Genomic DNA, 24039 nt, shown 5'->3' on the forward strand with positions numbered 1-24039 from the left:
CCCTGTGGGAGCGGGTTTACCCGCGAAGAGGCCGGCACAGGCAATCCATTACTTGGGTTTTGAGCCGAGATTGCCGGGGCCGCTTTGCGGCCCCCCGGCTATTACGAAACCACCGCCTCAGCCGGCGAGACAATGCTGGTCTTGGCCCCCCGCGAGCGCCCCGAACTCAGGTACGCCGCAATCGACTCCTGCGTCACCTCGCCCAAGAACACCTGCTCGGCATCCAGCACCGGCGGCCACGCCCGGTTGAACTCGTACATCCGCGACAACAGGATGCGCAAATGCTCATCATGCGACGCCGTGGCATTGAACGGCCGCAGGAAGTCGCCACAAGTCCCTTGCTGGCGATGCATGTCACGCCGGCGCACGTAGCCCAGTGCCTTGTTCTGCGCATCGGTCACCACCACGTAGCGGCGGTCGTGCTCGTCCAGCAGCTCCAGCGCATCGCTCACCGGCGTCTGCGGGCTCACCGATGGCGCGTTGTCCGCCGCATCCTCCGCACGTACCAGCAGCAGGCGCTTGAGGGTGCTGTCCTGGCCGACGAAGTTGCTGACGAAATCATCCGCCGGGTGCGCCAGCAGGGTGTCCGGGTGGTCCAGCTGCAACAGCTTGCCGGCGCGGAAGATGGCGATCTTGTCGCCCAGCTTGATCGCTTCGTCGATGTCGTGGCTGACCATGATCACGGTCTTGTTCAACGCCCGCTGCATCTCGAAGAACTCGTTCTGGATCATCTCGCGGTTGATCGGGTCGACCGCGCCGAACGGCTCGTCCATCAGCAGCACTGGCGCTTCCGCCGCCAAGGCGCGGATCACGCCGATACGCTGCTGCTGGCCGCCGGACAGCTCGCGCGGGTAGCGCTGCAGGTACTGCTTGGGCTCCAGCTTGATCATGTGCATCAGCTCGCGGGCGCGTTCATGGCACTTCTGTTTGCCCCAGCCGAGCAGGCGCGGCACCACGGTGATGTTTTCTTCGATGGTCATGTTGGGGAACAGGCCGATCTGCTGGATGACATAGCCGATGTGCCGGCGCAGGGTGACCTCGTCCAGCCCGGTGGTGTCTTCGCCATTGATGAACACCTGGCCGGAAGTGGGCGTGATCAGGCGGTTGATCATTTTCAGGGTAGTGCTCTTGCCGCAGCCCGAGGGGCCGAGGAACACGCAGATTTCCCCTTCGTTGACGGTGAGGCTTACCGAGTCGACGGCTTTGACGTCCTTGCCGTTGACGTTGAAGGTTTTGCTGAGGTTCTTCAGTTCGATCATGAGCGCAGTCCTTCTGGAGTCAGGGCACGTTGCAGGGTTTGCAGCAGCAGGTCGGCGATGATCGCCAGCAGGCTGACCAGCACGGCGCCGACCAGCAGCATCGACATGTCGCTGCGGCTGATGGAGGTAAGGATGAGTACACCAAGGCCGCCGGCGCCGATGGTGGCGGCGATGGTCATCACGCCGATGTTCATCACCACGGCGGTGCGCACGCCGGCGAGGATCACCGGCACGGCGATGGGCAGTTCGACCATGCGCAGGCGCTGGCCGAAGGTCATGCCGATGCCACGCGCGGCTTCACGGATGCCGGGTTCGACGTTGGTCAAAGCCAGGTAGGTGTTGCGCATGATCGGCAGCAGTGAGTAGAGGAACACCGCAGTGATCGCCGGCAGCGGCCCCAGGCCCTGGCCGAACCTGGAGTAGAACGGCAGCAGCAGGCCGAACAGGGCGATCGAGGGGATGGTCAGCAGCACCGTGGCGCTGGCCTGCAATGGGCCGGCGACGGCCGGGAAGCGGGTCATCAGGATGCCCAGCGGTACGCCGACGATGATCGCCAGGCCCACGGCGACGCCGACCAGCATGATGTGTTGCCAGGTCAGCTGCAGTACCTGGGCCCAGTCGAGGTGGGCGAACGTGTCGAGCAGGCTCATGGTTGTACCTCGGCAGGCATTGCGTGGTCACGCAGGAAGGCGGCGGCCACCGTGGTCGGGTTCTGGTGTTCGACGTCGACCTTGGCATTGAGCTGGCGCATGGTTTCGTCATCCAGTTGCTCGGCCAGAGGCTTGAGCAGGCCGGCCAGTTGTGGGTTGGCGTCGAGCACCTGTTTGCGCACCACCGGGGCGGCGGTGTAGTCGGGGAAGTAGTGCTTGTCGTCTTCCAGCAGCTTGAGGTTGAACGCGTTCAGGCGACCATCGGTGGTGTACACAAGGCCGGCGAACACCTGGTTGTTGTGCATGGCGGTGTAGACCAGGCCGGCATCCATCTGGCGGATGTTGGCGCGGCCCACTTGCAGGTCGTACATCGCTTTCAGGCCTACCAGGCCGTCCGGGCGGTTGGCGAACTCGGTGTCCAGCGCCACCAGGTGGTTGCGGTGGCTTTCGTCACGCAGTACCTGGTTGAGGTCGCTGATGGAGTTGATCTGCGGATAAGCCTCGGCGACCTGCTTGGGCAGGCCCAGCGCATAGGTGTTGCTGAACTTCGACGGGGTCAGCCAGATCAGGTCCTTCTTCGCGTCCAGTGCCTTGACCTTGGCGTAGGTGGCCTCGGCACTGGGCATGCGCTCGTCGATATGGTTGTACGACACCAGTGACACGCCGGTGTATTCCCACATCAGGTCGAGCTGGCCGGTTTCCTGGGCCTGGCGTGCGATGTTGCTGCCAAGGCCGCTGGTGACGCGCACATCAAAACCGTTGGCGCGCAGGTATTGCGCGGTGATTTCGGCAAGTACGGTCTGTTCGGTGAACACCCGCGCGCCGATACGGACAAGTGGTTTTTCCGCTGCCTGGGCAAATCCTGCGAACAGCAGGGTCGCGCCCAACAACAAGGCGATTCTCTTGTTCATACGTTCCCTCTCGTTATCCAGCCAGGCCACGTTCCAGCCAGCGCTTGCTGGAGAAACTCACCGCTGCGTCCAGCGCCAGCGCCAGCAGTGCGGTGCAGGCAGCCCCCAGCAGCAGTTGTGGCTGGTTGTTCAGGGCGATGCCGGGGAAGATCAGGCTGCCCAGGCTGTTGGCGCCAATCAGGAACGCCAGCGGTGCGGTGCCGACGTTCAGCGCCAGGGCCACACGCACGCCACCAACGATGATCGGCACGGCGTTGGGCAGCTCCACCTGCCAGAGTTGCTGGCGCGGAGTCATGCCGATGCCGGTGGCGGCTTCCTTGAGCGAGGCGGGGACGTTTTTCAGGCCCTCGTAGGTATTGCGCACGATGGGCAGGAGGGAGGCGAGGAACAGCGCGAAGATCGCGGGCCCGGCGCCGATGCCCAGGATACTCAGGGCGATGGCCAGAACGGCCAGGGGAGGGATGGTGTTACCAACGTTGAAGAACTGCATGAAGCGTTCGGCTTTGTCGACCCGGTGCGGTCGACTTAACGCAATGCCGGCGGGGATGCCCACGGCCAGCGCCGCCGCCATCGAAGCCAGCACCAGTAGCAGGTGCGCTTGCAGGTAGAACCCAAGATCGTCGCGATATCGCGCGATCGTGTCGATGCCGATCCAGTGGACCAGCAGGGCCAGGATGACGAGCACGGAGGCCCATCCCAACAGCCCTTTTCCGTAGCGTTTTGCCACAGGCGGACTCCTTGTGTAGTCGGCGAGCACACTTCTTGGTTGCCGGCCAGTCCTGGCGGCGGGTGGTGTGTTCGCGAGTAGCAGCGTGACGCACGCCGAAGGCTGCGATCAGGCCATGAGCCGAACCCCGTCGGGCCCGAAAATGCTGATGAAACCAGCTCCCCAACCGAAGCGGGTTGCAGGGGAGTGGACGTCTCCGTGGGCGTAAAGGTTCCCACCTGGGGCGGCATTTGGCCAGCGTTAATCACTGGTTGGTTGGAAAATTGACGAGAAAAAGCAGCGGGTTAGTGCTTTGTAGGCGTTGAAATAACTGCTCTTGGGCCATTTGTCGTGATAAAGCGATTGCCTGGCGAATTTGTGGCCTCTGGGCGGGCGCTTTCGCGGGTAAACCCGCTCCCACAAGTCCTGCACAGGTTTCAAAGGCGGTGTGATACCTGTGGGAGCGGGTTTACCCGCGAAGAGGCCGGAACAGGCACCGCCGGTTCAGCAAATTTTGGTCCCGGCCCAACTTCAGGTATGATATCGCCCCTTTTTAATCCCCCAGTCAGGCGATTTCCCATGACCAACCAGGCCGCCGAAGTCGCGAAGCGCCGCACTTTCGCAATCATTTCCCACCCCGACGCCGGTAAGACCACCATCACCGAGAAGCTGCTGCTGATGGGCAAGGCCATTGCCGTCGCCGGTACCGTGAAGTCGCGCAAGTCCGACCGCCACGCCACCTCCGACTGGATGGAAATGGAGAAGCAGCGCGGCATCTCCATCACCACCTCGGTGATGCAGTTCCCGTACCGCGAGCACATGATCAACCTGCTCGACACCCCCGGCCACGAAGACTTCTCGGAAGACACCTACCGCACCCTGACCGCGGTGGACTCGGCGCTGATGGTGCTCGACGGCGGTAAAGGTGTAGAGCCACGTACCATCGCCCTGATGGACGTGTGCCGCCTGCGCGACACGCCGATCGTCAGCTTCATCAACAAACTCGACCGTGACATCCGCGACCCGATCGAGCTGCTGGACGAGATCGAAGCCGTGCTGAAGATCAAGGCCGCGCCGATCACCTGGCCGATCGGTTGCTACCGCGACTTCAAGGGCGTGTACCACCTGACCGGTGACTACATCGTGGTGTACACCCCGGGCCACGGCCATGAGCGCACCGAAGCCAAGATCATCCAGAAGCTGGACTCGGACGAAGCCCGTGCCCACCTGGGCGACCAGTACGATTCGTTCGTCGAACAGCTGGAGCTGGTGCAGGGCGCCTGCCACGAGTTCAACCAGGAAGAGTTCATCAACGGCCAGCTGACCCCGGTGTTCTTCGGTACCGCGCTGGGCAACTTCGGTGTCGACCATGTGCTTGACGCCGTCGTCGACTGGGCGCCGCGCCCGCTGGGCCGTGTGGCTCACGAGCGCACCGTGGAGCCTGTGGAAGAGAAGTTCACCGGTTTCGTGTTCAAAATCCAGGCGAACATGGACCCGAAACACCGCGACCGCATCGCCTTCATGCGCATCTGCTCGGGCAAGTACGAGAAGGGCATGAAGATGCGCCACGTGCGCATCAACAAGGACCTGCGCATCGGCGACGCGCTGACCTTCTTCTCCTCCGAGCGTGAGCAGCTGGAAGAGGCCTATGCCGGCGACATCATCGGCCTGCACAACCACGGCACCATCCAGATCGGCGACACCTTCACCGAAGGCGAGGCACTGGGCTTCACCGGTATCCCGCACTTCGCACCGGAGTTGTTCCGCCGCGTGCGCCTGAAGGATCCGCTGAAATCCAAGCAGCTGCGCCAGGGCCTGCAACAGCTGGCCGAAGAAGGTGCTACCCAGGTGTTCTTCCCTGAGCGCAGCAACGACATCATCCTCGGTGCAGTCGGTGTGCTGCAGTTCGACGTGGTCGCCAGCCGCCTGAAGGAAGAGTACAAGGTCGAGTGCGCCTACGAGCCGATCACCGTGTGGTCGGCCCGCTGGATCGGCTGTGACGACAAGAAGAAGCTCGAGGAATTCCAGAACAAGGCCATGGAGAACCTGGCCATCGACGGTGGCGGGCACCTGACCTACCTGGCGCCGACCCGGGTCAACCTGTCGCTGATGGAAGAACGCTGGCCGGACATCAAGTTCCGCGCTACCCGCGAGCACCACTGATTTCGAGAGCTTGCTACTGATTTTCAGGGCCTGCTCCTGACCCTTGTGGGAGCGAGTTTACCCGCGAATGCGTCGGTAAACTCAACATCGCATTCGCGGGTGAACCCGCTCCCACAGGGACCGTGTTAAGGCCGAAATCAATTCCCGGCCTTGATACTGGTCCAGATCCGCGTGCGAATACGGTCGATCTTGGCCGGCATCGCCTCCAGCGCATACAGCTTGCCCATTACTTCCTCGCTCGGGTAAATCATCGTATTACCCTTCATCGCCGGATCCACCAGCCCGTCCGCCTTGAGGTTGCCGTTGGCGTACTGCACATGGTTGCTGATGTTGGCCATCACCTCCGGCTGTAGCAGGTAGTCCATGTAGGCATACCCGGCCTTCTCATCCGGTGCATCGGCCGGCATGGCAACCATGTCGAACCACATCGGCGCGCCTTCCCTGGGGATCGAGTAGCCCACCTTCACCCCGTTCTTCGCCTCCTCGGCGCGGTTCTTCGCTTGCAGTACATCCCCCGAGAAGCCCACCACCACGCAGATATCGCCATTGGCCAGGTCGCCGGTGTACTTCGAGGAGTGGAAGTAGCTGATGTACGGTCGCACCTGCATCAGCAGCGCCTTGGCCTTGTCGTAGTCCGCCGGGTCCTGGCTGTGGTGTGGCAGGCCCAGGTAGTGCAGGGCGATCGGTAACAGTTCAGGGCCGTTGTCCAATACCGCGACGCCGCAGCTTTTCAGCTTGCTCATGTACTCGGGCTTGAAGATCAGGTCCCAGGAGTCCACCGGGGCATCGTCGCCCAGCACTGCCTTGACCTTGTCGATGTTGTAGCCGATGCCGGTGCTGCCCCACAGATATGGGAAACCGTACTGGTTACCCGGGTCGTTCACTTCGAGCGCCTTGAGCAGCACCGGGTTGAGGTTGTGCCAGTTGGGCAATTGCGACTTGTCCAGGCGCTTGAGGGCCTTGCCCTGGATTTGCCGGGCCATGAAATGGTTGGACGGAAACACCACGTTGTAGCCGGAGTTGCCGGTCATCAGCTTGCCGTCGAGGGTTTCGTTGCTGTCGTAAACGTCGTAGGTGGGCACGATACCGCTGGCTTGCTGGAAGTTCTTCAGTGTGTCGGGGGCAACGTAGCTGGACCAGTTGTAGATCTTCACCGTTTCGGCGGCGCCGGCCACGCTGGCGGCCAGCATCAGGGGGGCGAGAAGGAGCGTGCGCATGTCGGGGTTACCTTGCTTTGTGTGTTGTTATCGAAGGCAGGCGATCAGCGGATCAGAAGACAAGAACGTAGGTTTTGCGCACGGTCTCCTGGATGTCCCAGGTGCCAGTGCTGTTGGCCGGTAGCATCAGTGCGTCTCCGGCTTCTATGAGCAGGGGCTCGCCACCGTCGGGGGTGAAGGTGCAGCGGCCCTTGATGAAATGGCAGAACTCCTGCTGCACGATCTGCCGACGCCAGCGCCCGGGGGTGCACTCCCAGATGCCGGTTTCGACGCCGTCGCTGCGTTCCACGCAGGTGACCGAAGTCAATGCAACGGGGTCGCCAAGCGGCACCGCGACCGGGTTGGAGCTGTCGAGCACGGCGCTGTCGGTGTTCTTGAAATGGGTGATGCTCATGACCGGTAAATCCTGTGTCAGTGAGGGGGAAAAATCAGCGCATGAAGCCTTCCATGAAGTCCGCAAGATTGCTGGCAAGGCGCCGCCTCCAGGGCGCACTGGCGGGGTTGGCGAGGGTCCGGTCCTCGTGGACGAAGCTCTGGATGATCGCGTTGTAGCCCAGCCAGCGGCAGGGCTCGGGTGGCCAGCTGGCCAGGCTTGAAAGCGGGCGGTTGTCGAGTACCCAGGGTTGCGCGGTCAGTTCGTTGTGCTGGTTGAGGATCAGCGCCGCCAGGGTGCGCCCGCCCAGGTTGGTGGCGCCGACGCCTTCGCCGCCGTAGCCGCCCGCCAGGGCGATGCCGCGTTGACGGTCGCAGAGCATGTGCGGGCGGAAGCGCCGCGCCATGCCCAGGTTGCCGCCCCAGGAATGGGTGATGCGTGCGTGCTTCAACTGTGGGAACAACTCGCTGAACAGGTAGCGGCGCAGCTCGATTTCCTGTTCGTCGAGGTTGAAGTTTTCGCGCAGGCGGCCACCGAAGCGGTAGCCGCCACGGGCGCCGAATACCAGGCGGTCGTCGGCGGTGCGCTGGCCGTAGGTGACCTGGCGGCTGCTTTCGCTGAACGCCTCGCCCTGGTTCAGGCCGATCTGTTGCCAGGTGGCCTCCGGCAGTGGTTCGGTGGCCACCAACAGGCTCTGTACCGGCAGCTGATGTTTGCCCAGTGGCGGCAGGCTGACGGCATAGCCCTCCACGGCGGGTACCGTCCATTGGCAACGGATGCGCGCCAACGGGGTGCGCACCTCACCCGGCTGCCAGTCGATGGCTGGGGTGTTTTCGTAGATGGGTACGCCCAGCGCTTCTACCGCCCGGGCCAGGCCACGCGCCAGCTTGGCGGGTTGGATGGTTGCGGTGTGCGGGCTGTAGATGGCGCCATAGGCGTTGCTGACCCGCAACTGAGCGTCAAGCTGTTCGGGGCGCAGCCAGCGGTAGTCGTCCTCGGTCATGCCTTGGCGATAAAGGTCGTCTAGGTAGGCGCGCAGGCTGCGCTCCTGTTCCGGGTAGCGCGCGGCGCAGTACAGCACGCCGCCTTTGCGGTAGTCGCAGTCGATGCTCTCGCGATGCAGTACGCGGTGTACTTCATCGGGAATGCCATGCAGCAGGTCGATGCTGGCGCGGCGCTGTTGCGGTGACAGGGTGGCCAGCAGGCGGTCTTCGCCGAGCAGGTTGCCCATCAGCCAGCCGCCGTTGCGCCCCGAAGCGCCGAAGCCGGCGATGTTGGCGTCGATTACCGCGATGTTCAACTGTGGCGCCTGGCGCTTGAGGTAGTAGGCGGTCCACAGGCCGGTGTAGCCAGCGCCGATGATGCATACATCCGCGTCCAGGTCCTCGCGCAGGGCCGGGCGGGCGCACAACGGCTCGTCGAGCTGGTCCATCCACAGGCTGAGCGTGCGCAGGGGTTGCATCGGGTTCGGCTCCACATCCGTCAAGGTCTGTGGGCGATCCTAGTGGTGTCGGCGGGCGGCTGTCCTACGTGCGTGCACGCAGGGAAATTTGCTTCAGGTACGCATTGGGCGTAAGCCCGGTGTGTTCGCGGAAACACTTGTAGAACGCCGACAACGAGTTGAAACCGGCATTGAACGCCAGCTCGTCGATCGTGGCCTCGATGCTGTCGTTATCAAGGCTGGCCATCAGGTGCTGCAGGCGGGCCTGGTTGACGTAGCAGTAGAAGCTTTGCCCGAGCACCTGGTTGAGCAGGTAGGAGATCTGGTTGCGGCTGTAGCCGCTGGCGTCGGCCACCTGCTGCAGGTCCAGTTCCGGGTCCAGGTAGGGGCGCTGGCGCTGGAAGTAGTGTTCCAGGTCCTGGGCCATGGTCGACAACTGCCTCGGCGACAGGCCCAGGCGGCTGGTGGCCGGGCGTGGGCCACTGCTGGCGTGGCCGCTGCCGTTGCGGTGTACCAGCGTGGCATATTCGTTGACCTGCCAGATCAGGCCGTCCTTGACGGTAATCGCCTCGCTGGACTGGAACGCCACCAGGCCATCGCCGCCCTGGACCGTGACCTGGTACTGGATGAACGCGGTACAGCCGTCGACGCGGATGCGGTCGCTGTGCACGATATCTTCGCCGGCTTCATGGGGCAGGCAGGCGCGCACGTAGTCGCGCAGTTCCTGGTAGCCGAGCACGCGGTTCTGGAAGAAGTCGTGGTACTGAATGTCGGGGTGGTAGAGCTCCATGACGCCGTCGAGGTCGCGGCGCTTCCAGCACAGGTGGTAGCGCAGCACGGTGTCGGCGGTGAGCGGGGTCTGCTCGGGGCCGTCGGGGAGGGTGTGGGCGATCATGAGCCTGATAGTGCATTGCAGAACACCCAGCTGCAAGGGTGTGGATCCGGCATATTGCACGGTTCTGCCAAGCGGTATGGGGCGTAAGCCGTTGATTTGGTTGAGACTGATTTTTTGACAGGGATGGCATGGCGAGTGCACCGGTCTGTTCAACATCGAACAAGGAGAAAGGCCATGCGCTCGATACTGCTCTGGATGATTGGGGTGCCGATTCCGGTGATTATTCTGATCTGGTTCTTCATGCATTGAAATTGTGGGGCCGCTTTGCGGCCCATCGCGACACCAGGCCGCTCCTACAGGAGATCGCGGTCCCTTGTAGGAGCGGCCTTGTGTCGAGAAAGGGCTGCAAAGCAGCCCCGGCTATCTAAAGGCTAGAGAAACTGCTCGGCATAGTGACAAGCCACCTGCCGGGTACTCACCTGCCTGAGCGCCGGCACCTCCTTGGCACAACGCTCGGTCGCATACGGGCAGCGCTTGTGAAACGCACACCCATCCGGCGGGTTCAGCGGGTTGGGCAACTCCCCGGCAATGCGGATCTTCGGCTTCAAAGGGTCCGGGTGAATCGCCGGCGTCGCCGACAGCAGCGCCTGGGTATACGGGTGCAACGGCCTTTCGTAGATATCTTCTTTCGGCCCCATCTCCGCCGGCCGGCCGAGGTACATCACCAGCACCTGATCGGCCACATGCCGCACCACCGCCAGGTTGTGCGAGATGAACACGTAGGCAGTGTTGAACTCCTTCTGCAAATCCATGAACAGGTTCAGCACCTGGGCCTGGATCGACACGTCCAGCGCCGAGGTCGGCTCGTCCGCCACCAGCACCTTGGGCTGCAGCATCATTGCCCGGGCCAGGGCAATACGTTGGCGCTGGCCACCGGAGAACATGTGCGGGTAACGCTGGTAATGCTCGGGGCGCAGGCCGACCTGTTCCATCATCTTCTGCACCTTTTCTCGCCGCTCGGCCTTGCTCAGCGAGGTGTTGATCAGCAGCGGCTCGGCCAGCTGGTCACCAATCTTCTGCCGTGGGTTGAGCGAGGCGTAGGGGCTCTGGAACACCATCTGCACATCGCGGCGCAGTTGCTTGCGCTCGCTCTTGCTGGCGCCTTTCACTTCGGTGCCGGCAATTTGCAGCGAGCCGGACGACGGCTCTTCGATCAGGGTCAGGGCGCGGGCCAGGGTCGACTTGCCGCAGCCGGACTCGCCGACCACGGCCAGGGTCTTGCCGGCCTCCAGTTCGAACGACACGCCATTCAGCGCGCGGACCAGGGCGTGGCCCTTGAACAGCCCGCGGGAGACTTCGTAATGCCGGGTCAGCTCCCGGGCGGATAGAACGACGGCCATCACGCCACCTCCTGGTTCAGCGGGTAGAAGCAACGCACCAGGCCATGGGCCTGGGGATCGAGGGGCGGGCGCTGGCGCCGGCAGTTGTCCTGCACGTACGGGCAGCGCGGTGACAGCAGGCAACCCACGGGGCGGTCGTAGCGGCCTGGGACGATGCCGGGCAGGGTGGCCAGGCGTTCGGCACCGATGCTGTGCTCGGGGATCGCCGCCAGCAACGCTTCGCTGTAGGGGTGGGCGGGCACGTCGAACAGCTCCGGCACCTGGCCCACTTCCACGGCCTGGCCGGCGTACATCACGCACACCCGCCTGGCCGTTTCGGCGACCACGGCGAGGTCGTGGGTGATCAGGATGAGCGCCATGTTGCGCTCCTTCTGCAGGTTGACCAGCAGCTCCATGATCTGCGCCTGGATGGTCACGTCCAGCGCAGTGGTGGGTTCGTCGGCAATCAGCAGCTTGGGCTCGCCGGCAATCGCCATGGCAATCGCCACGCGCTGGCTCATGCCGCCGGACAGCTGGTGCGGGTAGGCGTCCAGGCGGCTTTCCGCAGCCGGGATCTCGACCTTCTTCAGCAGCTCCAGGGCACGCTGGCGCGCGGCCTTGCCCTTCAGGCCCAGGTGCTGGCGCAGCACTTCCTCGATCTGGTAGCCCACGGTGTAGCTGGGGTTGAGCGCGGTCATCGGGTCCTGGAAAACCATGGCGATGTCCTTGCCCACTACCTTGCGTCGCTGGCGACCGCTGAGCTTGAGCATGTCGGTGCCGTCGAAGGTGAGCGAGTCGGCGGTGATGCGCCCGGGGGCGTCGATCAGGCCCATCAGGGCCATCATGGTCACGGACTTGCCCGAGCCGGATTCGCCGACGATGGCCAGGATCTCGCCGGCCTCCACCGTCAGGTCCAGGCCATCGACCACCGGTACCGCATTGGCGTCGCCGAAGCGCACGTTCAGGTTGTTGATCTGCAACAGTGACATGGCGTTCTCCTCAGGCGGCGTTCTTGAGTTTCGGGTCCAGCGCATCGCGCAGGCCGTCGCCCATCAGGTTGATTGCCAGCACACTGAGCAGAATGGTCAGGCCGGGCAGGCTCACCACCCACCAGGCGCGCTCGATGTAGTCGCGGGCCGAAGCCAGCATGGTGCCCCACTCCGGTGTCGGCGGCTGCACGCCAAGGCCGAGGAAGCCCAGGGCGGCGGCGTCGAGGATGGCCGAGGAGAAGCTGAGGGTGGCCTGCACGATCAGCGGTGCCATGCAGTTGGGTAGCACGGTGACGAACATCAGCCGTGGCAGCCCGGCACCGGCCAGGCGCGCGGCGGTGACGTAGTCGCGGTTCAGCTCACCCATCACGGCGGCGCGGGTCAGGCGCACGTAGGATGGCAACGACACGATGGCGATGGCGATCACGGTGTTGATCAGGCCTGGGCCGAGGATGGCGACGATGGCCACTGCCAGCAGCAGCGAGGGCAGGGCCAGCATCACGTCCATCAGGCGCATGATCGACGGGCCTAGCAGTTGCGGGAAGAAACCGGCCAGCAGGCCCAGCAGGATGCCAGGGATCAGCGACATCACCACCGACGACAGGCCGATCAGCAGCGACAGCCGCGCGCCCTGGATCAGCCGCGAAAGCAGGTCGCGGCCCAGCTCGTCTGTGCCGAGGATGAACTGCCAGCTGCCACCTTCGAGCCACACCGGTGGGGTCAGCAGGAATTCGCGGTACTGCTCGCTCGGGTCGTGCGGGGCAACCCACGGCGCGAACAGCGCGCAGAACACTACCAGGCACATGAAGGCCAGGCCCATCACCGCGCCTTTGTTGCGGGCGAAGGCTTGCCAGAATTCTTTGTATGGCGAGGGGTAGAGCAGGCTCTGGTCCACCGGGCTGGCCGGCGTGACGGATTTCGGAATCGGGCTAGTCATGGCGAAGGCCTCAGCGCTGATGACGGATGCGTGGGTTGGCCAGGCCGTAGAGGATATCCACGACGAAGTTGACCAGGATCACCAGGCAGGCGATCAACAGGATGCCGTTCTGGACCACGGGGTAGTCACGGGCACCGATGGCTTCGATCAGCCACTTGCCGATGCCCGGCCAGGAAAAGATGGTTTCGGTCAGCACCGCACCGGCCAGCAACGTGCCGACCTGCAGGCCGAATACGGTCAGTACCGGGATCAGCGCGTTGCGCAGGCCGTGCACGAACACCACGCGTGCCGGCGACAGGCCTTTGGCGCGGGCGGTGCGGATGTAGTCCTCGCGCAGCACTTCGAGCATCGACGAGCGGGTCATGCGGGCAATCACCGCCAGCGGGATGGTGCCGAGCACGATGGCCGGCAGGATCAGGTGCATCACCGCGTCCTTGAACGCACCTTCCTCGTCGCTGAGCAGGGTGTCGATGAGCATGAAGCCGGTCTTCGGCTCGATGTCGTAGAGCAGGTCGATGCGCCCGGACACCGGGGTCCAGCCCAGGCTTACCGAGAAGAACATGATCAGGATCAGGCCCCACCAGAAGATCGGCATCGAATAACCCGCCAGCGAAATGCCCATCACCCCGTGGTCGAACAGCGAACCACGTTTGAGCGCGGCGATCACCCCGGCCAGCAGGCCGACGATGCCAGCGAACAGCAGGGCGGCGAAGGCCAGTTCGAGTGTGGCCGGGAACAGGGTGAGGAACTCGCTCCACACGCTCTCGCGGGTGCGCAGCGATTCACCGAGGTCACCCTGGGCCAGCTTGCCGACGTAGTCCAGGTACTGGACCGGCAGCGGCTTGTTCAGGCCCAGGCGCTCCATGGCCTGGGCATGCATTTCGGGGTCGACCCTGCGCTCGCCCATCATCACTTCCACCGGGTCGCCGGGGATCAGGCGTATGAGCGCGAAGGTCAGCAAGGTGATACCGAAAAAGGTCGGTATCAGCAGGCCAAGGCGCCGGGCAATAAAGCTCAACATTGTCGGGGTTACCTCATCAGGCCGTGGGGCGATCAGCCCGCTACGGTGGTGCCGCCGGTTCCCGTGTGGGTTGCCGGCGGTCGTTGTTGTTCTACTTCACCTTGGTGGTGGCGAAGTTGTTGTTGGTCAGAGGGTTGATCACGTAGCCCTCCACGTTGTCACGCATGGCGGTGAACATCTTCGGATGGGCCATGCTGATCCAGGGTTGTTCGTCATCGTACACTTTCAATGCCTCGTTATAGAGCCTTGCACGCTCGTCGTTGTCGATCACTTCGCGGGCGCGGCTGATCAGCTCCTGGAACTTGGGGTTGCACCAGCGTGCATAGTTCTCGCCGCTTTTGGCGGCATCGCAACTGAGCAGCGGGCTGAGGAAATTGTCCGGGTCGCCGTTGTCGCCGGCCCAGCCGGTGGACACCAGGTCGGCCTCGCCCTTCTTGGCCCGGCGCAGCATTTCGGCCCACTCCATCACACGGATGTCCAGCTTCAGTCCGATCTGCTTGAGGTCGGCCTGCAGCATCTCGGCAGACAAGCGCGGGTTGGGGTTGGTCGGGCCGCCGCCGTTGCGCGTGAACAGGGTGATTACCGTACCTTCGGGCACGCCCGCCTGCTTGAGCAGATCGCGCGCCTTGGCCAGGTCGCGGGGTGGGTTTCTGTTCTCGTTGTTGTAGCCGATCATGGTCGGCGGGTACGGGTTCACGCCGACCAATGCGTTGCCTTTGCCGAACAACTGGTCGACATGGGTCTGGCGGTCGAAGGCCATGTTGATGGCTTTGCGCACGCGAACGTCGCTCAGGTATTTGTGTTCGGTGTTCATCGAGATGTAACCGGTGACCAAGGCCTCGATCTCCTCGACCTTGAGTTTCGGGTCCTGCTTGATCGACGGCACGTCATCGGGCTTGGGATAGAGCGCTACCTGGCACTCGTTGGCGCGCAGTTTCTGCAGGCGCACATTGCTGTCGGTAGCGATGGCGAAGACCAGCGCATCGGCCGGCGGCTTGCCGCGGAAATAGTCCGGGTTGGGCTTGAAGCGAACCTGGGCATCCTTGTTGTAACGCTGGAAGATGAACGGGCCGGTGCCGATCGGCTTGCTGTTCAACTCGGCAGCCTTGCCAGCCTTGAGCAACTGGTCGCCGTATTCGGCGGAGTAGATCGAGGTGAAGCCCATGGCCATGTCGCGCAGGAACGGCGCTTCCGGTCGGGTAAGGGTAATTACCACGGTGTGCTCGTCGGCCTTGCTGACCGACTTGAGCAGGTCCTTGAAGCCCATGCTCTCGAAGTACGGGTATCCGACGCTGGTCTTGTCATGCCATGGATGGTTCGGATCGAGCTGGCGATTGAGGCTCCACAGGACGTCATCGGCGTTGAAGTCGCGGGTGGGCTTGAAGTAGTCGGTAGTGTGGAACTTCACGCCCTGGCGCAGATGGAAGGTGTAGGTCAGGCCATCGGCTGAAATGTCCCAACGCTCGGCCAGGGCCGGCTGGACTTCGGTGGTACCGGGCTTGAAGTCGACCAGGCGATTGAACACCGTCTCGGCCGAGGCATCGGCGGTGACCGCAGTGGTGTACTGGACGATGTCGAACCCTTCCGGGCTGGCTTCGGTGCACACCACCAATGGTTTGGCCGCCAGTTGCGTGGCACCGCCCAGAAGCAGTGCGGCCAGGGCCAGGCGCAGTGGCCGCGATTTCATGAAAGCTCTCTGCATGGGTTGAAACTCCCTGCTTGCATTGATTCCAGCGTAGCCGCCACGGCCCGCAGCGAAGCAGGCCGTGGCGCCGGCGGTCAGAGAATGTTGAATGGAATGGTGGTAACCACCCGGAACTCATCCAGGCTGCCATCGCCCTGGGCCTTGCTGGCGCGGTGCGCGGTGTAGGTGGCACGGATGCTGGTGTCTTTCAATGGCCCGCTCTGTACCGCGTAGCTGGTGCCGAAGCCCCACTCGTAGTGGGTTTCGCCATCCAGGCCGTTCACGTCGTAGGCGGTACCGCGGTAATGAGTACCATCGATGCCCCAGCCGCGGGCGTTGTACAGGTTGAACTTCAGGCCCGGCACGCCGTACGGCGCCATGTTCAGCACGTAGGAAATCTGCAGCGATTTCTCGTTGGGGCCGTTGAAGTCCGACAGCAGCGAGTTGGCCAGGTAGATGCCGTTGGTTTCGTGCAGGTAGTCGAAGTACTCGTTGCCGTTGACCTGCTGCCAGGAGGCGCTGAGGGTGTGGGCCTGGTGGGTCAGGCCGAACGACAGGCTGTAGGTGTCGTTGTCGATCTCGCCCATCTTCTTGCTGCCGGCGTCGACGGTCTTGTAGTAGTTCAGGCCGGTGCTCAGGCTTAGCACTGCGCTGTCGCCGAGCACGTGGTTGGCGCCGAAGTAGTACTGGTTCCAGAAGTCGTCGACCTTGGTGGCGTACAGGCTGGTGCTCAGGCTCTTGAGCGGCTGGTAGTTGATGCCGGCGGTGCTGGCGCGGTCGGTCTCCACGCCAGTGGCGCTGTACTCGGTGCGGAACTTGCTGAGGCTCTGTTCGGTACGTGGCGAGACGCGGTCGAAGGTGCCCAGGTCGAAGCTCAGGTTGTCGAATTCGGCGCTGTGCAGGAACGCGCCCTGGAAGCTCGAGGGCAGGGCGCGGTTGCCGATGTAGGCGATCATCGGCGTGTCCACCGATTGGCGGCCGACGGTGAGCGTGGTGTTGGACACCCGCGCCTTGACGTTGGCCAGGCCCATCTTGCTCCACTGGCCGACCGGGTCGCCGTCGCTGTGGGTCAGGGTGCGGTTGTTGGGGCCGGCGACGTCCTCGCGGTTCTGCAGCAGGGCGATGGCATTGTAACCGGCGGCTTCGACGGCGAAGCCGACGGTGCCCTGGGTGAAGCCGGAGCTGTAGTTGAGGATGGTGCCCTGCACCCAGTTCTCGCGGCTGTGGGTGTCGTGGCGGGTGCCGTCGCTCTTGTAGTACTTCCACAGCGGGGCGCGTGCGGCGCGCTCGCGGGCATACCAGTTGCGGGTGCTGCCGGACAGGCTCTGGCCGTCGACGAAGCCGCTGGCCTGCTCCTGCTCGCTGCTGCCTTTTAGTGTGATGGGCACGTATTCCTGGCTTTGCGGGTCGGCCTGGGTCACGGTGGATAAGGCACTGATGGATAACGCCAGTGCGGTCAAGGTGAATAGTCTCAAGGTTAAAGCTCCCTTTCTGTTCTTCTAGTTATTGCCTGGCCTTGTGGGCCGGGCTTCTTGCTGCGGTGTTGCCAGGGTTGCCCGGGGTCACCGGGCAGAATCGGGGCGTTGTGTTGGCTGTGCCGGCCCTTTCGCGGGTAAACCCGCTCCCACAGGGGCACCACAGGTTTCGGCATGTGCGCCGTATCTGTGGGAGCGGGTTTACCCGCGAAGAGGCCCTTGAGGGTCAAAGATCAATCAACACTCACACCGGAAAAGTCGTTGCGCCCGAAAGGGCTGACCTTAAATTCGGAAACCTTGATGCTCAGCGGTTGGTTGACCGTTGAATGTGCCACCGGGGTAATCGGCACCTGCTGCTTGAGCCGCTGCTGGGCCTGCTGGTACAGGGCGGTGCGCTGCGCGCGGTCGGTGACCTGCTTGGCCTGCTTGACCAGGCTGTCGTACTGCGGATCGCACCACAGCGAGTAGTTGTTGCTGCCGATGGCATCGCAGTTGTAGAGGGTGCCCAGCCAGTTGTCCGGGTCGCCGTTGTCCCCGGTCCAGCCGATCAGGGCGATATCGTGCTCGCCGCTTTTCATGCGCTTGAGGTACTCGCCCCATTCATAGCTGACAATGCGCACCTTGAAGCCGAGCTTGCTCCAGTCGGCCTGGAGCATTTCCGCCATCAGCTTGGCGTTTGGGTTGTACGGGCGCTGCACCGGCATGGCCCACAGGGTGATCTCGGTGCCCGGCTTGACTCCGGCCTGCTGCAGTAGCTGTTTGGCCTTTTCCGGATCGAAGGGGGCGTCCTTGATGCTGTCGTCATAGGACCACTGGGTTGGCGGCATGGCGTTGACTGCCAGCTGGCCGGAATCCTGATACACAGCCTGGATGATCGCCTGCTTGTTCACTGCCATGTCCATTGCCTGGCGCACTTCCAACCGGTCGAACGGTGGGTGTTGAGTGTTGTAGGCGATATAGCCGAGGTTGAAGCCAGGCTGTTGCAGCACCTGCAGTTTGCTGTCGGCCTTGAGCGCCGGGAGATCTGCGGGGCGCGGGTGGAGGGTGACCTGGCATTCGTTGCGGCGCAGCTTCTGGATGCGCACCGAAGGGTCGATGTTGATCGAGAACACCAGGTTGTCGATCTTCACGTCCTGCGGTGACCAATAGGCCTTGTTGCCTTTGTAGCGGATCTGCGAATCCTTCTGATAACGCTGGAACACGAACGGGCCGGTGCCGATCGGTTGCTGGTTGATGTCGCTGGGGCGCCCGCTGGTCATCAACTGTTCGGCGTATTCGGCAGAGAGGATCGAGGCGAAGCTCATGGCCAGGTTCTGGATGAACGCGGCATCGACCTTGTTCAGGGTGAACACCACGGTCAGTGGACCGGTCTTTTCGACACGGGCGATGTTCTTGTCCAGGCCCATGCTGATGAAATAGGGGAACTCGGTCGGGTAGGCCTGGCGGAACGGGTGGTTCTTGTCGAGCATGCGGTTGAAGGTGAACAGCACGTCGTCGGCGTTGAAGTTGCGGCTCGGTGCAAAGGCCTTGTTGCTGTGGAACTTCACCCCTTCGCGCAGGTGGAAGGTGTAGCGCAGGCCATCTTCGGACACCTCCCAGCGGGTCGCCAGGGCAGGGTGCACGGCAGTGCCGCCGCGTTCGAACTCGACCAGGCGGTTGTAGATCGGTTCGGCGGCGTCGTTGTCGGTGGCGCTGGTGTACTGGGCAGTGTCGAAGCCGGCGGGGCTGCCTTCGGAACAGAACACCAGGTTGTTGGCCAGCAGCGCCGGCGATTGGCTGATCAGGCCCAGGGCCAGCAGGGCGGAAACTCGGGTGGTATGGCGCATGGCAAGTCCTTTTACGTCTGTTTGCGCCGCCTCGGGGTACGAATGGCGGCAACAGGTCGCCGACCCCGCTGCGGATGGCGGCGGGACGACATGGAGGGGGACGAGGTTGGCGGGGCACCCGCCGCTCGGCGGGTGCCTTGGCTAGCCTATTTGTCCACGCTGACGCCGTAGAAGGAGTTCAGCGCGAACGGGCTGATCTTGAAGTCCTTCACCTTGGCGCTCATGGGCTGGTACACGGTGGAGTGGGCGATCGGGGTGATCGGCACCTGCTCCTTGAGGATGTGCTGTGCCTGCTGATACAACTCGGTGCGCTTGGCCTGGTCGGAAGTGGCCTTGGCCTGCTTGATCAGGTCGTCGTAGGGCTTGTAGCACCATTTGGAGAAGTTGTTGCCGTTCATGGCGTCGCAGCCGTACAGGGTGCCCAGCCAGTTGTCCGGGTCACCGTTGTCACCGCTCCAGCCGATCAGCATGGCGCCCTGTTCGCCGCCTTTGGAGCGCTTGATGTACTCGCCCCATTCATAGCTGACGATCTTGGCCTTGATGCCGACCTTGGCCCAGTCGGATTGCAGCATCTCGGCCATCAGCTTGGCATTGGGGTTGTACGGGCGTTGCACGGGCATCGCCCACAGGGTGATTTCGGTGCCTTCCTTGATGCCGGCTTCCTTGAGCAGTTGCTTGGCTTTTTCAGGGTCGAATGGCACGTCCTTGATGCTGTCGTCATAGGACCACTGGGTCGGGGGCATGGCGTTGACCGCCAGTTGGCCGGCGCCCTGGTAGACCGACTCGATGATCTTTTTCTTGTCCACGGCCATGTCCAGCGCCTCGCGGACCTTCAGCTGGGCCAGCGGGTTGGGCTCGTTGCTGCCCTTGACCTTGTCCATCACGTTGTAGGCGATGTAGCCGAGGTTGAAACCGGCTTGCTGCGGCATCTGCAGCTTGGGGTCCTGTTTCAGCGGCTGGATGTCGGCAGGGCGCGGGAACAGGGTGACCTGGCACTCGTTCTTCTTCAGCTTCTGCATGCGCACAGAGGCGTCGGTGGTGATGGCGAAGATCAGGTTGTCGATCTTCACGTCATCAGGTTGCCAGTAGTCCTTGTTGCCCTTGAAGCGGATCTGCGCGTCCTTCTGGTACTTGCTGAACACGAACGGGCCAGTGCCGATCGGCTTCTGGTTGATGTCGGCGGCCTTGCCGTCCTTGAGCAACTGGTCGGCGTATTCGGCGGACTGGATCGAGGCGAAGCTCATGGCCAGGTTCTGAATGAATGCGGCGTCGACTTCGTTGAGGGTGAACCTGACGGTATGTTCGTCGAGCTTCTCCAGCTTGGCGATGTTCTTGTCCATGCCCATGTCGGTGAAGTATGGGAACTCGGTGGGGTAGGCCTTGCGGAACGGGTGGTCCTTGTCGAGCATGCGGTTGAAGGTGAACAGCACGTCGTCGGCGTTGAAGTTGCGGGTGGGCTTGAAGTAGTCGGTGGTGTGGAACTTGACCCCTTCGCGCAGGTGGAAGGTGTAGGTCTTTCCGTCGTCGGAGACTTCCCACTTGGTTGCCAGACCCGGGATGACTGCCGTGCCGCCACGTTCGAACTGGGTCAAGCGGTTGAACACGGTCTCGGCCGAGGCGTCAAAGTCAGTCCCTGTGGTGTATTGGCCCGGGTCGAAGCCGGCCGGGCTGCCTTCGGAGCAGAACACCAGGTTGGACGCTGCGAGGGCCGACGGTGCGCCGGAGAGCAAGCCTGCGCCTAGCAGGAACGGAATGACTGCGTGTTTGAGCATGGTGGCCTCATTGTTGTCATTTTTCGATTGAGGTGGCCTCGTGAGCCGACCTGCGGATACTTATGCAGGGGTGTTCCCAATGCAATATGCGGAGGGATAGTTGGCGCCAGAAAAGTGGTACGGGCGTACATGGATGTCGCATTGATATAACTTTCGAAGAAGTTAAACGTTTGCGTAGGCAAAATGATGGCTTTTTGCGGGATATTTCGAGGCGGGATTGGCGTAGGAAGCACCTTATTGGTGCGTAGGAAATGTCTGAAAATGCTGATTTGGCAGAGAACTGGATTCGCAAGCGATCCGTGTACCCTGTGGGAGCGGCTTTAGCCGCGAAGAATCCAACGCGGTGCATGGCACCGGCTGCGCCGGTGTTCGCGGCTAAAGCCGCTCCCACAAGGTCCCTGCTAATTCAATGAGTCATGTGCAGTTCCATGAGAGCGGGCAAGCCCGCTCCCACAGGTGTTTCGTGAATTTAAGGCATCTGCACTTCGATCAGGCCATCGGCATTCATGCTCACTTCACTGGTCCCTGCCTCGATATCCGGCGCCGGTGCCGACTCATCAGCCCCCATGGCCTTCATCGCCATCGGCGCACTGCGCAGGTAAGGGCGCGGGTAACCGCTGCTGTTGAGGTTCAGGCTGACCACCTTGTAGCCCTTGCCACCCAGTGCCTCGGTAGCCAGTTGCGCGCGTGCCTTGAAGGCATCCACCGCATCCTTGAGCAGTGCATCCTCGCTGGCCTTGCGCGTGGTCGGGGCGATGGAGAAGTCCATGCCCCCCATCTTCAGCTCTTGCAGTAGGTCGGCGGTCAGCTGCGACAGGGCAGGGAAGTTGGCGCTTTCCAGGCGCAACTCGGCGCGCTCGCGCCAGCCGGTGATCTTCTGGCCCTTGCTGTCATATACCGGGTAGCTGTTGCGGCTACCCTGGCTGATCTTCACGTCCTTGACCTGGCGCGACTGCTGTACGGCCTTGTTCATGGTCTCGGTGATCTGCTTGGCGAGCTTGCCCGGGTCGGTGTTCTGCGCTTCGCTGTACAGGGTAACGACCATCAGGTCGCGCGCCACTTCCTTGCTGACCTCGGCACGCAGCGAGACCTGATTGTAGCGCGGCTCATCGGCAGCCAGCGCCGGCAGGCTGGCGAGCAGGCCGCAGGACAGGATCAGGGCGGTGCCGCGACGTGGGATTTGCATGTGGTACTCCTTGGCAATATAAGGCGTGGGTTGTGGCCATCCATTCCACGCATGGCCCATCAGACCGGCAACAGTGTAGTGGGTTCAAAAGTGCCATCATGAACCTGTGACAAAGTGTGGCGCTTTGCCGCATCGCTGCAGCGAGGCGCCTGGCTTCGGTATACTCCAGCCGATTTTTCTGGAGCAATCATCAGGAGAGCTCATGCTCGCCGCCGTACAACCGCTGTCCGCTACTCGCCAGAACCTCTGGCGCCTGACCGTCATTCGGGTCCTGGTCCTGGCTGCCCAGGCCGGCTCCGTGGGCGTCGCCTACTGGACCGAACTGCTGCCTTTGCCCTGGCTGTCGCTGGCCGGCACCTTGGCCTTGTCTTCGCTGCTGTGCGCCTTCACGGCCCTGCGCCTGCGCCTGTCGTTACCTGTCACCGAGCTGGAATATGCCCTGCAGCTGGCCTGCGACCTGCTGATCCACAGTGCCTTGCTGTACTACTCCGGCGGCTCGACCAACCCGTTCGTTTCGTATTACCTGGTGCCGCTGGCGATTGCCGCAGTTACCTTGCCGTGGCTGTATTCGCTGATCCTGTCCGGCATTGCCCTGACCGCCTACAGCCTGCTGCTGGTGCAGTTCTACCCGCTCGAAGGCCTGCCGATGGCGCGGGACAAGATGCAGGTGTATGGCATGTGGCTGAGTATTGCCCTGGCCGCGGCGGTGATCACCTTCTTTGCCGCACGCATGGCCGAAGAGCTGCGCCGCCAGGAGCAACTGCGTTCCGAGCGGCGTGAAGAAAGCCTGCGCGACGAGCAGTTGCTGGCCGTGGCCACCCAGGCCGCCGGTGCCGCCCATGAGCTGGGCACACCGTTGGCGACCATGAGCGTGCTGCTGAACGAAATGCGCCAGGACCACGCCGACCCGTTGCTGCAGGAAGACCTGCAGATCCTTCAGGACCAGGTGAAGCTGTGCAAGGAAACCCTGCAACAGCTGGTACGCGCCGCCGAAGCCAACCGCCGCCTGGCCGTGGTGGAGCAGGATGTCACGGCATGGCTGGACGAGGCGCTCAACCGTTGGCACCTGATGCGCCCGGAAGCCAGCTACCGCTTCCAGCGCTTGCGCGACGGCCAGGTGCCGCGCCTGACCCCGCCGCCGGACCTGACCCAGGCGCTGTTGAACCTGTTGAACAATGCCGCCGATGCCTGCCCCGACGACCTTGAAGTGCGCCTGGACTGGGACACCCATGACATCGTCATCAGCATCCGTGACCACGGCCCCGGCGTGCCGCCGGCGATCGCCGAGGCCATCGGCAAACCCTTCATTACCACCAAGGGCAAAGGCTTCGGCCTGGGCCTGTTCTTGAGCAAGGCCAGCGTGACCCGTGCGGGCGGTTCGGTGAAACTCTATAGTCATGAACAGGGTGGCACCCTGACCGAACTGCGCCTGCCCTATGGCAAGCGAGGAGATGAATGATGAGCGAAGAAAACCAGGTCGAAGGCGAAGAGCTGCCGCACCTGCTGCTGGTGGATGACGATGCCACCTTCACCCGGGTCATGGCCCGGGCCATGAGCCGCCGCGGTTTCCGCGTAAGCACCGCCAGCTCTGCCGAGGAAGGGTTGATCCTGGCCCAGCAAGACCTGCCGGACTACGCCACGCTGGACCTGAAGATGGAGGGCGACTCCGGCCTGGTGCTACTGCCCAAGCTGCTGGAGCTGGACCCGGAAATGCGCGTGGTGATCCTGACCGGTTACTCGAGCATTGCCACTGCGGTGGAAGCGGTCAAGCGTGGTGCCTGCAACTACCTGTGCAAGCCGGCCGATGCCGATGATGTGCTGGCTGCGTTGCTGTCAGAGCACACCGACCTGGACAGCCTGGTGCCGGAAAACCCGATGTCGGTCGACCGCCTGCAGTGGGAGCATATCCAGCGCGTACTGAACGAGCACGAGGGCAATATCTCGGCCACCGCGCGGGCGCTGGGCATGCACCGGCGGACCTTGCAGCGCAAACTGCAGAAGCGCCCGGTTCGGCGCTGATTCAGTACTGGCAGTGCCGGCCTCTTCGCGGGTAAACCCGCTCTTACAGGTGTTCACAGGCCTCCAGACCTGTGCAGTACCTGTAGGAGCGGGTTTACCCGCGAAAGGGCCGTAACTGCCAGAAACTTCTCTTTATCACCCCGCGATCCCCGCAAGTCCCGGCCGTTGGCGTATCATTAGCCCCCTAACGGCAACC

General features: G+C 63.0%; 20 protein-coding genes. 3 read left to right on the forward strand and 17 right to left on the reverse strand.

Going from position 1 to position 24039, the window contains the following annotated elements:
* Positions 1-101 precede the first annotated feature (101 nt).
* Genes KDB76_RS05335 through KDB76_RS05350 form a run of 4 tightly spaced genes read right to left on the reverse strand, consistent with a single transcriptional unit; the run spans position 102 to position 3547 of the window.
* Positions 102-1259 (reverse strand): ABC transporter ATP-binding protein, encoded by a 1158-nt coding sequence (locus KDB76_RS05335; protein WP_038408730.1) that lies wholly within the window; start codon positions 1257-1259, stop codon positions 102-104.
* Positions 1256-1909: an ABC transporter permease gene (locus KDB76_RS05340; protein WP_013971042.1), complete on the reverse strand. Its 654-nt coding sequence runs from the start codon at positions 1907-1909 to the stop codon at positions 1256-1258. Before KDB76_RS05340 ends, KDB76_RS05335 begins: the two co-directional genes overlap by 4 nt.
* Complete coding sequence (locus KDB76_RS05345; protein WP_024086315.1) at positions 1906-2820, reverse strand: glycine betaine ABC transporter substrate-binding protein; 915 nt, start codon at positions 2818-2820, stop codon at positions 1906-1908. Before KDB76_RS05345 ends, KDB76_RS05340 begins: the two co-directional genes overlap by 4 nt.
* A gap of 13 nt (positions 2821-2833) precedes the next feature.
* Positions 2834-3547 (reverse strand): ABC transporter permease, encoded by a 714-nt coding sequence (locus tag KDB76_RS05350; protein ID WP_024086316.1) that lies wholly within the window; start codon positions 3545-3547, stop codon positions 2834-2836.
* Between the two features lie 558 nt (positions 3548-4105).
* Between KDB76_RS05350 and KDB76_RS05355 the strand changes: the two genes are divergently transcribed.
* Entirely contained in the window at positions 4106-5689 is a 1584-nt protein-coding gene (locus tag KDB76_RS05355) for a peptide chain release factor 3 (RefSeq protein WP_003257876.1), read from the forward strand.
* Positions 5690-5826: 137 nt separating this feature from the next.
* Here the strand turns inward: KDB76_RS05355 and KDB76_RS05360 are convergent, their stop codons facing one another.
* The 13 genes from KDB76_RS05360 to KDB76_RS05420 all read right to left on the reverse strand — a co-directional run bounded on the left by KDB76_RS05360 (position 5827) and on the right by KDB76_RS05420 (position 21824).
* Positions 5827-6906 (reverse strand): polyamine ABC transporter substrate-binding protein, encoded by a 1080-nt coding sequence (locus KDB76_RS05360; protein ID WP_024086317.1) that lies wholly within the window; start codon positions 6904-6906, stop codon positions 5827-5829.
* A 52-nt stretch (positions 6907-6958) separates the two neighbouring features.
* Complete coding sequence (locus KDB76_RS05365) at positions 6959-7300, reverse strand: cupin domain-containing protein (protein WP_024086318.1); 342 nt, start codon at positions 7298-7300, stop codon at positions 6959-6961.
* Between the two features lie 34 nt (positions 7301-7334).
* Positions 7335-8741, reverse strand: a complete 1407-nt coding sequence (locus KDB76_RS05370; RefSeq protein ID WP_024086319.1) for an FAD-dependent oxidoreductase — start codon at positions 8739-8741, stop codon at positions 7335-7337.
* A 64-nt stretch (positions 8742-8805) separates the two neighbouring features.
* On the reverse strand, positions 8806-9615 hold the full coding sequence (locus tag KDB76_RS05375) for a nuclear transport factor 2 family protein (RefSeq protein WP_024086320.1): 810 nt from the start codon (positions 9613-9615) through the stop codon (positions 8806-8808).
* A gap of 371 nt (positions 9616-9986) precedes the next feature.
* Positions 9987-10955, reverse strand: coding sequence for a peptide ABC transporter ATP-binding protein (locus KDB76_RS05380; protein WP_024086321.1), 969 nt, complete (start codon positions 10953-10955; stop codon positions 9987-9989).
* On the reverse strand, positions 10955-11923 hold the full coding sequence (locus tag KDB76_RS05385; RefSeq protein ID WP_003257886.1) for an ABC transporter ATP-binding protein: 969 nt from the start codon (positions 11921-11923) through the stop codon (positions 10955-10957). The genes KDB76_RS05380 and KDB76_RS05385 overlap by 1 nt, the downstream gene beginning before the upstream one ends.
* A gap of 10 nt (positions 11924-11933) precedes the next feature.
* On the reverse strand, positions 11934-12860 hold the full coding sequence (locus KDB76_RS05390; RefSeq protein ID WP_015269040.1) for an ABC transporter permease subunit: 927 nt from the start codon (positions 12858-12860) through the stop codon (positions 11934-11936).
* Between the two features lie 10 nt (positions 12861-12870).
* A complete protein-coding gene (locus tag KDB76_RS05395; protein ID WP_012316108.1) occupies positions 12871-13881 on the reverse strand; it encodes an ABC transporter permease subunit in 1011 nt (336 codons plus the stop codon).
* A 91-nt stretch (positions 13882-13972) separates the two neighbouring features.
* The gene (locus KDB76_RS05400) at positions 13973-15583 is read right to left on the reverse strand and encodes an ABC transporter substrate-binding protein (RefSeq protein WP_169774846.1); all 1611 of its coding nucleotides are present in this window, start codon (positions 15581-15583) and stop codon (positions 13973-13975) included.
* A gap of 77 nt (positions 15584-15660) precedes the next feature.
* Positions 15661-17040, reverse strand: a complete 1380-nt coding sequence (locus KDB76_RS05405) for an OprD family porin (protein ID WP_024086323.1) — start codon at positions 17038-17040, stop codon at positions 15661-15663.
* A 233-nt stretch (positions 17041-17273) separates the two neighbouring features.
* On the reverse strand, positions 17274-18866 hold the full coding sequence (locus KDB76_RS05410; protein WP_024086324.1) for an ABC transporter substrate-binding protein: 1593 nt from the start codon (positions 18864-18866) through the stop codon (positions 17274-17276).
* Between the two features lie 146 nt (positions 18867-19012).
* Positions 19013-20638: an ABC transporter substrate-binding protein gene (locus KDB76_RS05415; protein WP_024086325.1), complete on the reverse strand. Its 1626-nt coding sequence runs from the start codon at positions 20636-20638 to the stop codon at positions 19013-19015.
* Positions 20639-21107: 469 nt separating this feature from the next.
* Positions 21108-21824 (reverse strand): SIMPL domain-containing protein, encoded by a 717-nt coding sequence (locus KDB76_RS05420; RefSeq protein WP_024086326.1) that lies wholly within the window; start codon positions 21822-21824, stop codon positions 21108-21110.
* A gap of 202 nt (positions 21825-22026) precedes the next feature.
* On the opposite strand from KDB76_RS05420, the gene KDB76_RS05425 reads away from it, so the two are divergent.
* Positions 22027-23283 (forward strand): ATP-binding protein, encoded by a 1257-nt coding sequence (locus KDB76_RS05425; RefSeq protein ID WP_003257889.1) that lies wholly within the window; start codon positions 22027-22029, stop codon positions 23281-23283.
* Positions 23283-23843, forward strand: a complete 561-nt coding sequence (locus KDB76_RS05430; RefSeq protein ID WP_015269045.1) for a response regulator transcription factor — start codon at positions 23283-23285, stop codon at positions 23841-23843. The genes KDB76_RS05425 and KDB76_RS05430 overlap by 1 nt, the downstream gene beginning before the upstream one ends.
* Positions 23844-24039 lie beyond the last annotated feature (196 nt).

The organism is Pseudomonas sp. JS425 (assembly GCF_018223845.1).
In the GTDB taxonomy this organism is placed as follows: domain Bacteria; phylum Pseudomonadota; class Gammaproteobacteria; order Pseudomonadales; family Pseudomonadaceae; genus Aquipseudomonas; species Aquipseudomonas asiatica.

Bases quoted from the DNA above. Each gene is read 5' to 3' on its own strand.
- KDB76_RS05335 (WP_038408730.1), bottom strand. From the start codon at position 1,259: ATGATCGAACTGAAGAACCTCAGCAAAACCTTCAACGTCAACGGCAAG.
- KDB76_RS05340 (WP_013971042.1), bottom strand. From the start codon at position 1,909: ATGAGCCTGCTCGACACGTTCGCCCACCTCGACTGGGCCCAGGTACTG.
- KDB76_RS05345 (WP_024086315.1), bottom strand. From the start codon at position 2,820: ATGAACAAGAGAATCGCCTTGTTGTTGGGCGCGACCCTGCTGTTCGCA.
- KDB76_RS05355 (WP_003257876.1), top strand. From the start codon at position 4,106: ATGACCAACCAGGCCGCCGAAGTCGCGAAGCGCCGCACTTTCGCAATC.
- KDB76_RS05360 (WP_024086317.1), bottom strand. From the start codon at position 6,906: ATGCGCACGCTCCTTCTCGCCCCCCTGATGCTGGCCGCCAGCGTGGCC.
- KDB76_RS05365 (WP_024086318.1), bottom strand. From the start codon at position 7,300: ATGAGCATCACCCATTTCAAGAACACCGACAGCGCCGTGCTCGACAGC.
- KDB76_RS05370 (WP_024086319.1), bottom strand. From the start codon at position 8,741: ATGCAACCCCTGCGCACGCTCAGCCTGTGGATGGACCAGCTCGACGAG.
- KDB76_RS05375 (WP_024086320.1), bottom strand. From the start codon at position 9,615: ATGATCGCCCACACCCTCCCCGACGGCCCCGAGCAGACCCCGCTCACC.
- KDB76_RS05380 (WP_024086321.1), bottom strand. From the start codon at position 10,955: ATGGCCGTCGTTCTATCCGCCCGGGAGCTGACCCGGCATTACGAAGTC.
- KDB76_RS05385 (WP_003257886.1), bottom strand. From the start codon at position 11,923: ATGTCACTGTTGCAGATCAACAACCTGAACGTGCGCTTCGGCGACGCC.
- KDB76_RS05390 (WP_015269040.1), bottom strand. From the start codon at position 12,860: ATGACTAGCCCGATTCCGAAATCCGTCACGCCGGCCAGCCCGGTGGAC.
- KDB76_RS05395 (WP_012316108.1), bottom strand. From the start codon at position 13,881: ATGTTGAGCTTTATTGCCCGGCGCCTTGGCCTGCTGATACCGACCTTT.
- KDB76_RS05400 (WP_169774846.1), bottom strand. From the start codon at position 15,583: ATGCAGAGAGCTTTCATGAAATCGCGGCCACTGCGCCTGGCCCTGGCC.
- KDB76_RS05410 (WP_024086324.1), bottom strand. From the start codon at position 18,866: ATGCGCCATACCACCCGAGTTTCCGCCCTGCTGGCCCTGGGCCTGATC.
- KDB76_RS05415 (WP_024086325.1), bottom strand. From the start codon at position 20,638: ATGCTCAAACACGCAGTCATTCCGTTCCTGCTAGGCGCAGGCTTGCTC.
- KDB76_RS05420 (WP_024086326.1), bottom strand. From the start codon at position 21,824: ATGCAAATCCCACGTCGCGGCACCGCCCTGATCCTGTCCTGCGGCCTG.
- KDB76_RS05425 (WP_003257889.1), top strand. From the start codon at position 22,027: ATGCTCGCCGCCGTACAACCGCTGTCCGCTACTCGCCAGAACCTCTGG.
- KDB76_RS05430 (WP_015269045.1), top strand. From the start codon at position 23,283: ATGAGCGAAGAAAACCAGGTCGAAGGCGAAGAGCTGCCGCACCTGCTG.